Source organism: Hyphomicrobium sp. (genome assembly GCF_036833075.1).
Lineage (GTDB): Bacteria > Pseudomonadota > Alphaproteobacteria > Rhizobiales > Hyphomicrobiaceae > Hyphomicrobium_C.
Map to the genome: position 1 here is coordinate 1 of NZ_DAITQL010000092.1, position 15,748 is coordinate 15,748.

Annotated in this window: 3 protein-coding genes and 1 pseudogene; 1 reads left to right on the forward strand and 3 read right to left on the reverse strand. The window is 64.7% G+C overall.

What is annotated here, in order from left to right; translation table 11 throughout:
• Nucleotides 1-335 precede the first annotated feature (335 nt).
• Nucleotides 336-494, reverse strand: a pseudogene (locus tag V7082_RS18655) (group II intron reverse transcriptase/maturase); the annotation flags it as partial.
• A 168-nt stretch (nt 495-662) separates the two neighbouring features.
• On the opposite strand from V7082_RS18655, the gene V7082_RS18660 reads away from it, so the two are divergent.
• A complete protein-coding gene (locus tag V7082_RS18660; protein WP_334150925.1) occupies nt 663-1,634 on the forward strand; it encodes a JmjC domain-containing protein in 972 nt (323 codons plus the stop codon).
• A gap of 21 nt (nt 1,635-1,655) precedes the next feature.
• On the opposite strand, the gene V7082_RS18665 is transcribed toward V7082_RS18660, so the two are convergent.
• Entirely contained in the window at nt 1,656-2,873 is a 1,218-nt protein-coding gene (locus tag V7082_RS18665) for an aminopeptidase (RefSeq protein WP_334150926.1), read from the reverse strand.
• Complete coding sequence (locus tag V7082_RS18670; RefSeq protein WP_334150927.1) at nt 2,870-15,730, reverse strand: amino acid adenylation domain-containing protein; 12,861 nt, start codon at nt 15,728-15,730, stop codon at nt 2,870-2,872. Before V7082_RS18670 ends, V7082_RS18665 begins: the two co-directional genes overlap by 4 nt.
• Nucleotides 15,731-15,748 lie beyond the last annotated feature (18 nt).

The window sequence follows — 15,748 nt, forward strand, 5'->3', positions numbered from 1 at the left end:
AGGCCCCCATTCGACAACTGTCGGTATATCGTAAGCCAACCTCGCAGCGAAAAACGTAAGCAACTTTCTGTCGACCCTGTTCCAGGCAGCGGCCTAGACTAGATGCTTCCGGCAGTCGAATCGGGCAGAGCCGACGCATTGCGGCGTCCCTTCTCCCGCACCGCCGTGCGTGCGGTTCCGTAGACGCCGGTTCATGAACCGTAGCTTAGGCGGCTGTGCCGATCAAGGAGGTTGACCAGCCCGAGATTGTGGAAGGAAGCGGCGCGGTAGGCAACGTGCATGTGGCTGGTACCGGCGTTCCACCAAGGGCTATGTCGGTTGGGAGCGGACATCCAAACCAACTCCATAACCCGCTCGCCCGCTCGTTTCGACTGCACATAGATGTGGCAGTCGTCGGCGTAGCGGACAAAGGCGTGGCCGCGCCGCTCCAGTTCCTTGTTGAGGTCATCGAGCAGGATGTTCGATAGCGGTGGCGACGAGAGCCGCCCGCCCGCGACGCCCCCTCCGTCCGTGCCGTCATAATCCCGTCCGCGATCAGCACGTCGTGAACCTTGGCGCTTGCTTAATCGGAAATTCTCCGCTTAACATCAACTGCAGAACGAGATGCACACTCCGTTACCCACTCCGTAATGTGTGCCCAATGTTCTAACGGCGGACAGCGGATGAACAATGTCGAGAAAAGCGCTTCGTCTGCACCTTGTGTGATCGAGGACAAGATCTCCCGTCTGTTCGGGGGACAGACAATTAATCGGTTCAACGAAGAGGTGCGGGAACGTCGCTGGGCGTATTATCCCAGTGCCTTTTCACAGAACGACATTTCAAGTTTATTCTATACGGCCGATCAGCTCGAAGCGGATGTTGGCGCTGCCAGGATTCGACCGGAGGCGATCGACGTTTTCTCGAAGGGCCAGTTGGTCCGTCTTGGCGATCTGCAGCACAAGACCGGCCGTTCGTATCTCGCGGTACTCATCGATCAGCTTCGACAGGGGGCGATGGTTCGCGTTCGGGATCTCCAGAATGCAAGTCCATCGGTTGAACATACCTTGCGTCAGCTCGAGCAGCTTTTCTTGGCCAAGTGCCAAGTAAACCTCTACTTGGCCCCGATGGGCGGCGCGGGTTTCCCTGCTCATTTCGATATTTCCGATGGATTCATCGTCCAGTGTGGCGGCGCGAAGAATTGGACAATCTACGAAGATTATATCGATCAGACGAGCCTTCCCACCACAGATACACCTTGGGAACCGGAGCGTTACAAGCCTCTTGGCTCGGGGAAAAGCCTGGTGCTGCAGCTCGGCGATGTTCTCTACCTTCCACGCGGCGTCATGCACGCTGCTAGATGCACTGACGTGCACTCACTCCATCTGACGATCAGCTTGGAAAGCCTCACCTATGCTGATGTGCTGCTGTCGGAGGTCCGTCGTCTTGCTCACGATGTTCCGGCTCTGCGGCGCCGAATTCCATGGTCGTGGGACGGTAAGGATGAATTGCTGACCGAAGGGCTACGCGATCAAATGCGAACGCTTGCCAATCGGGTTGAAGCCGGTCCTTCCCTTGAAGCAACTCGGCGAACGCTCGTGCGAAGTCAGGACATCGCGCCCGGCACGCTCAGCCACACTCTGACGCAACCGAGCTGATGAGACCCCTCGGCCGACCGGTCAATCCAACACGAAATCACCGGCCCGCATGATCGCTCGACGTTCGCCGCTTTTCAGAACGCCATCCACATCCATCGCGTCATGGCCGAACATGCAGTCGATATGCAGGGCGCTGGCGTTCGCGCCCGCCGCCTCCCGGTCACGTCCAGCTTCGATGCAAGCCGAGTAGGACTGGCCGAAAGCGATGTGGTTGGCGGCATTCTCGTCGAGGAGCGTATTGTAGAAGAGCACATCCTTGCGTGCGACCGGCGAGTTGCACGGCACCAAGCCAACTTCGCCCAGCCGCCTTGCGCCCGCATCGCCGGAGAGCAGCCCCTCCAGCATCTCCTGCCCTTCCCGCGCCTCGATAGTCTCCGCGATCCCGTTGCGGAAGGTCACGACCAGGCCGTCAATGACGATACCCCCCAGGGCGATCGGACGCGAGGCCGCCAACCTGCCGTCGACCCGGTCACGATGTGGGCAGGTGAAGACTTCCTCGGTCGGGAAGTTGCACACCGGAACCGCGCCGTTGGCGGCGCGAGATCGACCACCCACCCATTGATGCCCCTCGGCCAGCCCAACCATGAGATCCGTGCCGCCACCGACAAAATGGAGCGCGCTAAGGCCAAGGGCCTGAAGCCTTTGGCGCCGCGCCTCCAGCACCGCCAGATGGTCACGCCAGGCGGCTACGGGATCCGCCGACTTCACGCGCACGACGTCGAACACATCATCCCAAAGCTTGTCGGTCGCCTCGGCGATCGGCAGCGCCGGATAGACGATGCGCGCCCAGCTCTGAGTTACGAAAGGGACGGCGCACCAGTTCACGCGCAGATCCGCGGTGAAAGCGCCCTCGGCAGCCGAGGCTGCCGCCATGGCGGCGTGCATGCGACCGATCCGTTCGGGCGCGACACCCGTCAGCAGGTCAGGATAGGGACCGTAGACATAAAGCCTGGCCGCACCACCTTCATAGGCCTTGACGACTCCATCGGAGAGCCAGCCGGCGGCGCGGTCCAACGCTTCGTCTACGCCATGATCGAAACGCGCGCGGATCAGGGCGGGATCCTCGTATAGGCATGTCACGAGCGGCGCGCCGGCCCGATAGGCGGTTTCGGCGACGTGGCCCACGAAAGGCTGGGCCTCGATGGGGGCGGACACAATCAGTTCCTGCCCCTCGCGCAGATCGAGACCAGCCGTCACGCACAGGGCGGCAAAGCGTGCCAGTAGGTCATCAAGAGTCACACTTTTCCCCGAATTTGCCTGACCGCCGCCGGAGACAGCATGTGATGATGCTCGGCGTCCACCCGTACGATGTGCAGTGTGCCGCACAACGGACGCCACATCTCTGGATCGGTGAAGGATCGGTCAAAACCGGGCGTGACGCGGGTCGCTTCGAATACGGTAACGTCGCCGTCGAACTTGTCGAAACGCGCCTCCCATAGAAGACGGGCATTGTTGGTGACGACACGGGCCATGGCTTCCAGCTGTGGAAGGGAGAAGCTGCCGAACACATGCCCCTGCGCCTTAGCCAGAGTGAGCAAGTGCGCCGCGTCCCGCGGTGTGGCCTCGCTCCTTAGATCGGCGCCGTGAGCGATCTCGCTCCAAACGTCGCCGGGTTCCGACGGCGATGTGCCGGGAACCGGCGGGAAGGCGTCGAAGAGCAACAAACGCTCGACCTCTTCGCCCTCGGCGCGCAGGCGCGTGGCGAGCGCATGGGCGACACTACCGCCGAACGACCAGCCGGCCAATTGATAGGGACCGACCGGTTGAATCGAACGGATCGCCGCCAGGCTGATGTCGACCACGTCCAAGAAGGAGTTGGCCAACAGCGCCTCCGGCAAGAAACCGCGCGCCTGAATGCCGTAAAGCGGCTGTTCGGGATCGAGTACGGCCAGCAGATTCGTGTAGGGCCAGCACAAGCCGGTTCCAGGGTGAAGGCAGAAGAGCGGCGAGCGGGCGCCTTCAGGCCGAATAGGAAGGATGACATCGAAGGCGGTGCCAGGCTCGGCCACCACGCCGATCCGCTTAGCCATCTCGGCGATCACCGGGTGAGTGAAGATGGTTTCGATCGGCAAGTCGCGATCAAGCCTCGCGCTGACCTGCACGGCCAATTGAGCTGCGAGCAGGGATTGGCCACCCAGATCAAAGAAGTTGTCGGTCGGGACAACCTCCTCCAAACCGAGGATGTCCGCGACGATGGCGCAGAGCGCCAATTCTTCTGGCGCGCCCGTTCGGACCACGACATCAGAGCGGACCGCATCCTTTGATCCGGAAGGCAAGGCTGCCAGGTCGAGCTTGCCGTTGGGCGTCAGTGGGATGTCGGTCGCGATATGCCACTGGCCAGGGATCATATAGTGCGGCAGCGTTTGGGCGAGTTCGCGTCTTACCGCATCGATGTCTGGTGCGATCAGACTCGATGGAACCAACCAAGCCATGAGCTGGGACCGCTCGGCCTCGTCCCTGACGCGCACGACAGCCCGGGCGATATCGGACCGGGCACATAGGGCAGCCTCGATTTCACCCAGTTCGATGCGGAAGCCTCGCAATTTGACCTGAGCGTCCAGGCGACCGTGGAACATCAAATGGCCTTTGTCATCCCAGCAGGCGCGATCGCCGGTTCGATAAAGCCGCTGCCCATCCTCGAAAGGATTGGCGACGAAGCGCGCGGCGGTGAGCGCCGGGCGCGCATGATAACCCTGCGCCAGACCTGTTCCGGCAATATAGAGATCGCCGATCACCCCGGTCGGGCACGGCCGAAACCGCTCATCCAGAACATAGGCGCGGACGTTCGCGATCGGAGCGCCTATGGGCGGCGGCCGCGTTCCATCCAACGCCGGACTCATGGTGGCGAACACCGTGGTTTCCGTCGGGCCATAGCCGTTGTGCACGGTGCAATGGCGGGCCCATGCTCCCGCAGTTGCGGGCGGGCAGATTTCACCGCCGAGGATGAGCTTTCGGACGGCAAGTTCTCGGCCGTCGCCATTGAAGGGGAGTAGGCGGTTAAAAGCGCTCGGCGTCTGATTGAGGATCGTCACCCGCTCATCTGCCAGCAGAGCAAGGAACCCTTGCGGCGCCCGCGCGATCGCCTGCGGCACGACCACAAGCCGGCCGCCACGCAGCAGCGGGCCCCAGATTTCCCAGACTGAAAAGTCGAAGGCGTAGGAATGGAACCAAGTCCAGACGTCGATTTCGTCGAAGCCGAACCGATCGGCGGCGGCCATTAAGTGCATCAGGTTTGCATGGCTGTTGACGACCGCCTTCGGCTGGCCGGTGCTGCCTGAGGTGTAGATCAGATAGGCGGGGTGCTGCGGCGAGAGCTGCGCTCGGCGGTCCGAAGCGCTTGGCGGCCGCGACGCGCGCTGCGCCAAATCCGACAGCGTCTCGGCGGCATCGATGGCGATGGCCACGCCGAGCCACCGAGGTGCCAGCGTCGCCGCAAAGTCGCTCGTGGTGACTATGACCTTCGGCTGCGTTTGCTCGAGGCTGAAGTCTCGCCGCAAGGCCGGAGAGTCAGGCTCGATCGGAAGATACGCGCCGCCCGCCTTGAGGATGGCGAGGATCGTGACGATCGTCGCCGAACAGCGGTGCATTTGCACGGCCACCACATCGCCTGGTCCCACGCCCTCGGCGATCAGCCGCCAGGCCACGCGATTGGCTTGCTCGTCGAGTTCGCGGTAGCTCAGCGTCGTCCCCATGTCGGTCACTGCGCCACGGTCGGGACTGCGAGCGGCCTGGGCCTCGAACATATCGACCACGGTGCCGGCAGCGACTGGCGCGGCGGTCTCATTGTTGTCCTGGGTCAGCCTGGTTCGCTCTCCGGGCAGGAATAGGTCGAGCCTCGCCACGTCCGCGTGGCGATCGGCCAGCATCGACCTGAGAAGCTGTTCAAGCCGCGCCAGTAATTCTGGCCCGCCTGCGGAAGCCAACTTGCCCCTGAGATGGAGTCGGAAGGACAGTGCCGATCCGGGCTGAACGACCAGGCTTAGTGGATAGTGCGTACCGCTACTTCCGGACACCGATGCAAGCGGCAGCCCTCCTTCGCGGCCATGCTCGCCCTCGCTGGGGTAATTCTCGAAGGTAAACAGCGTGTCGAACAAGGATCCTTCCGCAAGCCGGCTGATGTCCGAAAGCGGCAGGTGCTGATAGGGGATCATAGATCCCTGTTCGCGCTGCTGCCGACGAAGGAAATCGACCACAGACTCGTCCCGGCGCAGCGTGACACGAACCGGCGTGGTGGTGATGAGCATGCCAACGATGCGTTCGATGTCGGGCACGGCCGCGTGGCGGCCGGCACTGACGACGCCCAGACAGAAGTCATTCCGGCCCGTTAGCCGCGACAGCAGCAGCGCCCAGGCGCCTTGCACCAAAGTAGCGAGCGTGACGCCTTCGCCCGTCGCCAGAGCTTCCAGCTGGGCCGTCATGGCGCAGGACAGGCTGAGTTCGCTTTCCAACACATCGTGGGGCTTGGCGGTGTTGTCACCGGTCAGCGGGGCAGTTTCCAAGCCGTCGAGATAGTTTCCCCAAGCGTTGCGCGCTTCCTCGTCATCCTGCGCGCCGAGCCAGCGTAGGTAGGATTTGAACCGGACCGGATGAGGCAGCATGGACCCGTCGCCGTCATGACGGTAGAGCGCGTCCAGCTTTTGCAGCAAGAGCGCGCCGGACCAACCATCGACGACCATGTGGTGCATCGTCAGCAGAAGTTGGGCGCGCGCGCCGTCTAACTCGATTAGCGAAGCACGTATGAGGGATCCGCCGATGAGTTCGAACCCCCGCGCTCGATCTTCGGCCGCGATCCGATTCGACTCGTCGGGTGCGCCATCGTTCAGAACGACCCTTCTCAAAGGCAGGGACGCCTGCAAGGGAACGAGTTGCACAGGTTGACCGTGCCGATCATGGGCGAGCCGCACAGTCAGGCCGGAATGCCGCTTGACCAGTGAATTCAGCGCCCGTTGCAACCTCCCCGGATCAAGCGGGCCATCGAGTTCGAGCCGAAGCTGGACGAGATAGGGGTCCTCCTGCCCGGCTGTCCGCTGCGAATGGAACAGCAAGCCGGCCTGCATCGCCGTGAGAGGCCATATGTCATCCAATTCAGGAACGATCGCGGCGAAAGCGTCGATCTGGGCCTGATCATACGACACGAGGTCGAAATCGCTGGGCGACGGCCCGCCAGCGCCGGGCGTCGCAGCGTGGCGCACCAGTGCCTGGAGTGCGGCGTTCCAAGCATCGGCAAGGTCGTGCATCGCCGTCTCGCCGATCAGCCGGGGCGCATATTGCCATACTGCGTCTAGCCGCGGCCCGTCGGGCGTTTCGAGCACCGCGCAGTTCAGGCTGATCACATGGTCCAGCGGCCTGTCGTGCTCGGCTCCACCGAAGACCGCGGCATATGTGTCGGCCGGGGTAAACGGCTCATTCCGTGGACGACCGAAACGGCCAAGATAGTTGAAGGCGATTTGCGGATCCGCACCGCCACTCAGCGCCGTTCGTCCTTCATCGTCGAGATGCCGCAGCAAACCGTAGCCGACGCCGGCATGAGGCAGCGTGCGTAGCTGCTCCTTGATCCGCTTGCACGCCCGCCCGGTGTCGCTTCCGCCCGCCATTGCGTCGGTCAGATCGATATCACCGGCATCGAGATGCACCGGGAAGAGGCTGGTGAACCAGCCGATGGTGCGAGTCAGATCCGCCGCTGCATCCAGCGGCTCGCGGCCGTGTCCTTCCAGGTCCAGCGTCAGCGCTGGCCGTCCGCCCTTGCCGGATCGCTTGCTCCAGGCGGCGACCGCCAGCACCAAGGCCGTCAACAGCACATCATTGATGCGCGCCCGGAACACGGATGGGACGCGCGTGAGCAATTCGCCGGTCGTCGCGCTTGGCAGAGAACGATTGATATAGCCGGCCTCTCCTACCCGGTCTCGCCGAGGATCGAGTCGGTCGGACGTGAACGCGAGCCCCGCGCTCTCGACCATGGCCCGCCAGTAAGGAAGCTCGTTTCGATGACTGGAGGTTGCTGCGGCCTGCGCCAGCGACCACTGCCGAAAGCTCGTCGTCTTCCGGCCGAGATCGATCGGTCTGCCTTGCTCGGCCTGTGCATAGGCGCGGGCAAGATCTTCAGCCAGGATGCGCCAGGACGCCCCGTCGATCGCGAAATGGTGGATTACGAGCAGCAGATGCCCAAGCTGCGATGGCCCTGCGTCGGCCCATACCCCTTCCACCATTCGGCCGGATGACGGATCCAGTCGCGCGACGGCGTCCGTGTATGCCGCCTTCAGTGCAGCATCGCGCTCGACGGCCGTGTTCTCGGCCGTCATCAGCCGGCGGAGCGACGCGGGTTCGCCGGTGTTCGGCGGCGGAATGAACATGCCCCCAGCGTCATCGACCGTCAGGCGCAGCGCGTCATGGTGGGCGATGATCGCCGCCAGGGCGCGCTCCAGGGCGTCGACGTTCAGCCGGGCCGGTGTCAGCAGCACACTGGCCTGATGGAAGCTGCGCCAGCGATCGCTGCGGCTGGTCGCGTGATGGATGATGGGCGTGGCGGCGACACCGCCTTCCGCAACATCCTCCTGCTCGGGGTCCTCCGGTCCAAAATGAGCCGCCGCCGCTAGATCCCGCAGCACCGGGTGCAGGAAGACATCGCGCGGCGAAAGCACCAGTCCTTGCTCCCGGGCGAGACTGACGAGTCGGATCGAGCTGATGCTGTCACCACCCAAGTGAAAGAAATTGCCGTCGAGATCGACCACATCGAGCGACAGAAGGTCGGTGACGATCGAACACAGGATGCGTTCGCGGGCATTCCTGGGCGCATGCGCCAGCCCAGATGCTCGCCGGACCATGCCGCGCAATGTCTGCCGATCGAGTTTGCCGGACGCGGTCATCGGCAAGGCGTCGATCAGGACGATGTCTTGCGGAATGAACGGCGCGGCCAGCTTGGTCTCGAGCGTTTCCCGGATGCGCCGCGCTATGCGTTGACGAAACGCGCTGTCCAGCGGGCTTGCGGCCGGCGGACTGGCGTCCATCCCGGTGGCACTTCCCGGCATTTGTACGGGGCGGTCATCGCCGGCCCGGAACAGGACATCGAGCCTGCCGCCTAAATGCCCCGCCGCCAGGCTAATATCGACCCGATAACCGAGGGCTTGCCCCAGGCGGCGCAGGTCTTTGGGCTCAACGCCGGGCGAAAGCAGCGCCATGTCGCCGTCGATCAAACAGGTGGCGTCGCAATAGGCGGCGATCGTCTGGGCGTTGGGCACGGCGCGGAGCGCCAGGACCGGTGGTCGTGCGGCCAACGTCTCCTGGATGGAGTCGATCTCGGCCAAACCGCCGTCGATCCATTCGAAGGCCGAGGCGTCAACGCAATCGCCGGCGGTGCGGATCAGCACGTCGTATCGGAATTGGTTCAGCTCGCCGGGGAAATCTCCCCCTTTCGGTAGAACCTCGACCTGCACGATCTGCGAAAAACGTCTGCGTAATCCCATGAAAAAGGCGGGGTCGAGCAGCAGCTCCCGTTCCTGCTCGGCCTTGCGCCGCACAAGCTCACGGAGTTCCGCAGCATCCACATCCTTGCGGCAGCGGTGCCGTTCGACTGAGAGGTTGAAGGCGTCCTGCAATCCCTTATGGCGGACATCGCCAATGAAGATCGTCCCGCCCGGTTCGACCGAGGTCTCAATCAATTGGGCGATGACTTCGACCAGATAGGTCTCATCGGCAAAATATTGCGCGACGGACGGCAGGATGATTGTGTCGAACCGGCCGAGCGCCAGCCCTTCGATCTCGTGCGCGGCCGCGCGATGGAACTTCGCCCGCGCCAGCCCCGGCATGCGATTTACCAACACCGCATCGCCTTGCAGGGATCGCAAATGCGCGATTCGCCGTCTGGAGATGTCAACGCCGACATAGGTCTCGGTCGCGCCGAGCAATGGGAAGGTGATCAGCCCCGCGCCGCAGCCGATCTCCAAGAGCCTACGTGGCGCGAGGTCGGCGATGCGGGCCACGGCGCCATCGACATAGTCGCGCATTTCCGCGGCCGACAGCGGTTCGCCCGTGTAGGCGCTGTTCCAGCCGCGCGTATCGAAGGTCGGATCGGCGACCTCACCGGACACGACGCCATCGTCCTCGACCTCGCGCCATGCCTCCACATGATCGAGCGCGCACTCAAGGCGCAGGGCCTCAATCGCATCGCCCCGGCGCATTGGCGCCACATAGGCGGTCAGGGCCATGCGACCCTCGGCGTTCGGCGCGGCGTCGACGGCAACCTGCTCGACCAGCGGCATCGCCGCGATGGCCGCCGCCACCTCGCCAGGTTCGATGCGCACGCCGCGGATCTTCACTTGGTCGTCCACACGGCCATGAAAATCGAGCTGGCCGTCGGCCCGCCATGCCGCGAGGTCGCCAGTGCGGTACATCCGGGCGCCGGACGCGCGGGCGAAGGGATCGGCCACGAACCGCGTGGCGGTAAGCGCGGGCTGCGCGACATAGCCCTCAGCGAGCGCTTGGCCCCCGATGTAGAGCTCTCCTATCGTTCCAGATTGGCACGGACGCAGGGCGCTATCGAGGACATAGACACGCACGCCGGCAATGGCGCGACCGATGGGAACGCCGCCATCGCGTACAAGGGGGGCGCTCATCGTCGCGCAGACGGTGGTCTCAGTCGGACCGTAGGCGTTGAACAGGCGGACTCGCGCGCTCCAGGCGGCCGCCAGGTCGGCGGGGCAAGCTTCACCGGCGACGAGGACCGCCCGCAAGGTCCGACCGGCTTGCGCGGACAGGGTCTGTAACGCGGTGGGCGTGAACGTGGCATGAGTGATGGCGGCGCTGTCCAGCAAGCGGGCCAGATCGTCACCGGCGCGCTCGTGAGCGCCCGCGATCACCAGTGTCGCGCCGCGCGTCAAGGTCATCGCCAGTTCCGAGACCGATGCGTCGAAGGCGCAGGACGCCAGTTGAACCACGCGGTCGCCCGGTCCGATGCCAAGACGATCCGCCTGGGTCTTGGCCAAGCTCGGCAAACCGCGATGCGGCACCAATACGCCCTTGGCCCGACCGGTGCTGCCGGAAGTGTGGATCAGATACGCTGGATGATCGCCGCGCAGGGGAGCCGTGCGGTCTTCGTTTCGAGGCGCGACCTCTGATTCCTCTGCGATCTCGCTGGCGATGGGCGCGTCGTCCAAGACGAGCCGCGCGAGGTTGGTAGGCAACCGAGCCGACAAGTCGCCTGTCGTCAGCGTGAGCTTGGGCGTTACATCGGCCAGCAACTTCGCCAGGCGCTGCGAAGGATGATCCGGATCCAGCGGCATGAAGGCCGCGCCGGCTTTCATCACAGCCAGGACCGCCCGCACCATGAGCGCGGATCGGGTGAACTGTGTCGCCACGATATCGCCCGGTCCGATACCAAGTCTGATCAAGCGCCAGGCCAGCCGGTTGGCTTCAGCATCGAGCGTTGCATAATCGATGGTCTGCTCCCCATCTACGATCGCTGTCAGGCTAGGCGTCGCCGCCACCTGCGCCTCGAACAGTGAAGCCAAGGAAGAGCTCGCAATTGCTTTGGGCTGCGGCAGTCCGTCCAGCAGCCGGGCGCGTTCGGCGGGGGACAGCACATCGAGCCGCGCGATCGGATACAGGGGCGCGCGGGCGACTTGCTCCAGCAGCCGCACGAAGGCATCGGCATAGCGTCGGACATCACCGGAGAGCAGGAGGTCGGCGTTGTAGTGGAACCGCAGGCCTAGCGCCGACCCCGGCAGGACGGCGACGCTTAGCGGATAGTGATTGCTGTTGTGCCCACTGACATCCGTCAGCGGCAGGTCGTCGGACGACTGCGCGGGCGGCGGCGGCTCGACCGGATAGTTCTCATAGGTGAAGAGTGTATCGAACAGAGCTTCGACGCCCAGATGCTTGTGAATCTCGATCAGCGAGAGGTGCTGATGTGGCATGAGGTTCGCTGCATCACGCTGAAGCGCCTGGAGCAGGTCGAGGCCGGTGCGTGCTCCCTGCAGCGACAGGCGGACGGGCGTCGTCGTGATGACGGCGCCCAGCATATCCTCGATCCCTGCGACCGGCGCTTGCCGCCCCGAGCTGACCACACCGAAACAGACGTCGGTGCGGTTGAGCAGCAGGCCCAGGGTCAAGCCCCAGACTCCTTGCAGCACGCTCGCGACCGTAAGGCCGTGCTCTTTGGCCATCTGCGACAATCGAGCGGACAAGGCGCGGCTCAACAGCCGTTCCTGCATGGCCTGATGGGCCGAGGCGGCCCGGCTCGCGCCAGGCGCGACCAATGTCGGTTCGGTTAGACCATCGAGATAGCGGCCCCATGCCTCGCGCGCAGCGTCCCGGTCCTGAGCGACGTGCCACGCCAGATAGCCCCGGAAATCCGCCGGCGGCGGAAGTGCGCCGGCCGCGCCGTCGGCCCTATAGAGAGCGACGAGATCGCGGAAGAAAATGGTCGTCGCCCAGCCGTCGCCGAGCAGGTGATGCTGGCTGAGCAGCAGGCGGTGGCGGTCCGGCGCCAGCTTCAGCACGGTCGCACGCATCAGCGGCGCGACATCCAGCGCGATGCGTTCCGCGCGGTCGGCGCGAGCCAAGGCGTCGACCTGGGTGGCCTGCGCCTCCGCCGCCAAGTGGGTCAGGTCCATCTCCCGCCACGCCAGGCTGCAATCGCGCATGACGAGTTGTACCGGGCGCTTCTCGCCATCCTCGTGGAAGGACACGCGCAGGCTGCGATGACGTTGCAGCAGGGCATTGAAGCTGCGCCGTAGCCGTTCGGGATCGAGATCGCCCTCGAAGGTCAGGATCAGCTGGACGAGATAAGGATCTTCTCCGTCTGCGCCAGCGCCGCCATAGGCCGCATGGAACCAGATGCCTTGCTGCAACGGCGTGAGCGGCCAGGCGTCTTCGGCCTCTGGATGGGTTCGCCGGAGATGCGCGAGCGTTTCTTCCGGATAGAAGGCTGCCTCAATGTATTCGGAAGCGTCCGCCTGGGTGGAGCGCTCGGCGATCTGACGGATTACCGGATGCAGGAACACATCGCGCGCGGCAAGGCCGAACCCGGCGTTGCGCGCCGCGTTGACGAGGCGGATAGCGACGATGCTGTCGCCGCCGAGATGAAAGAAATTGTCCTCCGGGCCGACACGCTCCAACCCAAGCAAGCTAGCGATTTGATCGCAGAACCATTTCTCTGCCGGCGTCCGTGGCTCGGCGTCGTCGGCCGAAGCGATCGGTCGCAAGGCCGCCAGCGCTTTGCGATCGAGCTTGCCATTTCCCGTGAGCGGAAGTGCGTCGAGCCGGATCAGCGCCGTGGGAGTCATATAGTCAGGCAGTCGATCTTCGAGCCATGCGCGAAGGTCCGCCTCCGTGCTGGGGCCGGCCACATAGTAGCCGACGATCTGACGCCGGCTGCCATCGGCGACGAGCAAAGCGGCCGCGGCCTCTACGGCGGGATGACTCAGCATCTGCGCCTCGATCTCGCCAAGTTCGATACGGAAACCACGCAGCTTGACCTGGTTGTCCTGCCGGCCGAGGAATTCGATCTCCCCGTCCGGCCGATACCGGCCAAGATCGCCGGTATCGTACAACCGCTCGCCGGTGACGGGATGACGCACGAAACGGGACGAGGTCTCTTCCGGATTGCGCCAATAGCCCTCGGCGAGGCCAGCTCCGGCGATGAACAATCTGCCCGGCGTGTGAATCGGACAGGGTGACAGGTCGGCCTTGAGGACATGGAAGCGCTGGTTGGCCAGCGGCCGACCATACGGAATGGATATCCAGTCGGGCTGGATATGCGCGATGGGGTGAAGGATTGACCAGATCGCCGCTTCGGTCGCGCCCCCGAGGCTGATGAGCTGGCAGTCCTCGGCGAGTACCGTTCGCAGCCGCGGCGGCAACGCGAGCGGAATCCAGTCGCCGCTCAACAACACCAGCCGCAGGCTTGCCAACTGGGCTTGCGGTGCCGGACTCGCCGCCAGCATGAGTTCGGCCACCATCGGCACGGAGTTCCACAGGGTGACGCCGTGTTCCTGCACCAGATCGGCCCAGGCCGCCGGATTCTGCGCGCCCTCGACGGGTGGAATGACGATCGACCCGCCCGCGCCGAGCACTCCGAAGATGTCGAAGATGGAGAGGTCGAATTCGAAGGAGGAGACCCAGAGCACCCGGTCGCGCTCAGTGACCCCGAAACGTCGGGTGAGATCGGCCAGGGTGTTGACGGCGGCACTGTGGGCGATGGCGACGCCCTTGGGCGCGCCGGTGCTGCCGGACGTGTAGATGACGTAGGCCAACGCCTCCGGAGACACCGCTTCCGCCTCCAAGGGCGGTGGAGGCGCAGCCGGGTCGGCTTCCGGCGCATCGAGCAGGGTGACCGCCGCCTGCCAGGCTCGGCCGCGCGCGATGCGCGTCTGGGTGATGGCCACGCGGACGCCGGCCTGATCGATGATGCCGGCAATGCGCCCGTCAGGCTGGCCGGCGCTGATCGGCAGGAAGGCCCGTCCGGCCAGCAGCACGGCGAGCGCCGCCACGACCTGCTCTGGTCCCTTCTCCATGACGATCGCCACCAGCGCGTCGTCCGGCTGCAGCACCGCGCGCAGGTCGTGAGCCAGCGCCGTGGCACGCATGAGCAGGGAGCCATGCGTGATGGTTCCGACTGCGGTGATCAAGGCGGGCGCCGCGGGATGCCCAGCGGCCGCCCGCAACATCCCGGCGTGCAGCAGGTCCGTGTTGGCCTCGGCCTGGGTCGCGTTGGCGGCGGCGAACACAGCCTGATGCGCCAAGGGCGTCAGCACCGCGCCCTGGGCGTCCCAGGCCTCCGGCTCGGCGAGACACTCCAGCCGTTGGACGTAGGCGGTGAACATGTCGTCGAGCAGGCCGGGCGGGAACAGCGCCTCGGGCGCATCCCAGTCGATCCCGAGCCCGATTCCCTCCGGGCCGCCATCCTCAAAGACCTTGCTGTCGAGCCATGTCTGCGGTGTTTGAGTGATGGCGTGGGCGACCGTAATACCCTCGGGCAGGGTCACGTCCGTTTCACCAATGACGCTGGTAAACACCACCGGCAGCAGGCCGGCCTCGGGGTCGCCGGCCGCCTGCGCCTTGAGGCGCTGCACTTCCACGCCGCCGAAGGCCAGATGGTCCAGATCGATCGCCAGCCGCCGCCCTTGGGCCAAGGCGCGTTCGCGGAACGATCCCTGGCGCGCAGCTCGGATCTCGAGCGGGAGCAAGGTGGTGAAGACGCCCAGCACGCCGTCGAATCCATGCGGACGGTTGCCGACGGTCAGGTTCAGCGTGAAGTCGTCCTCGCTGGCCCAAGTCGCCACGACCTCCGCATAGGCTGTCAGAAGCAGGTTGGTCGGCGTGAGGCCGGCATCGGTGGCGTGACGCTTCAGCCGGCTCCAGACCTCCGGGGAAAGGCGTGCAGCGCGGCGACTGAAGCGGGGATCTTTGAGCTGCGAGGGCGCGACCGCGAGCGGCAGCGCTGGCGCCGCCGGCAAAGTGTCGATACGGCTCCGCCAATAGGCTTCGGCGCGGGCGTGCGCTTCTACGTTTCGGGCGCTGGTGATAACATAGTCCCGGAAGGTCAAGGCCGGCGCGGGCCAAAGGGGCTGGCCCGCATGGACCGCGAAGACTTCGGCCAGCAGCACGTTGATGCTTTCACCATCCAGAATGAGCGCATCAAAACTCATGTGGATGCGCCAATCGTCTTCGGCGACCCGCGTCACCCTCACATCGAACAGCGGCGCCCGGTCGGGCGGCAGCAATTGGTGGGACATTTGCCGGCGAACGCCGACGACATCCGCCTCGGCCTGTGCGAGCGAAAGGTGACCAAGGTCCATCGTTTCGATAACGAATGGAATCTCTCCATCCAGCACGCGCTGGACGCCATCCGTGTCGATCACTTCCCGCAGCACCGGATGGCGGCTGATCGCCTGCCGCCATCCGCTAGCGAACCTTGCAGGGTCAAATTGGGTTGCGCGTAGCTCGACATAGGCGTGACAGGCTACCTCGCCTAGAGCGACGAGCTGTTGGCGGCCCAGCCAGTAGGCTTGCTGCACTGGCGTGAGCGGGAAGGGCTGGAACAGGCCGGCCGGGTCTGGACTTGCGACCAGGGGATCGTTCGCCTTCGCTGCCTTTGCGATGGTGTTGGCGAGGTCCTG

Bases quoted from the DNA above. Each gene is read 5' to 3' on its own strand.
- V7082_RS18660 (WP_334150925.1), top strand. From the start codon at position 663: ATGAACAATGTCGAGAAAAGCGCTTCGTCTGCACCTTGTGTGATCGAG.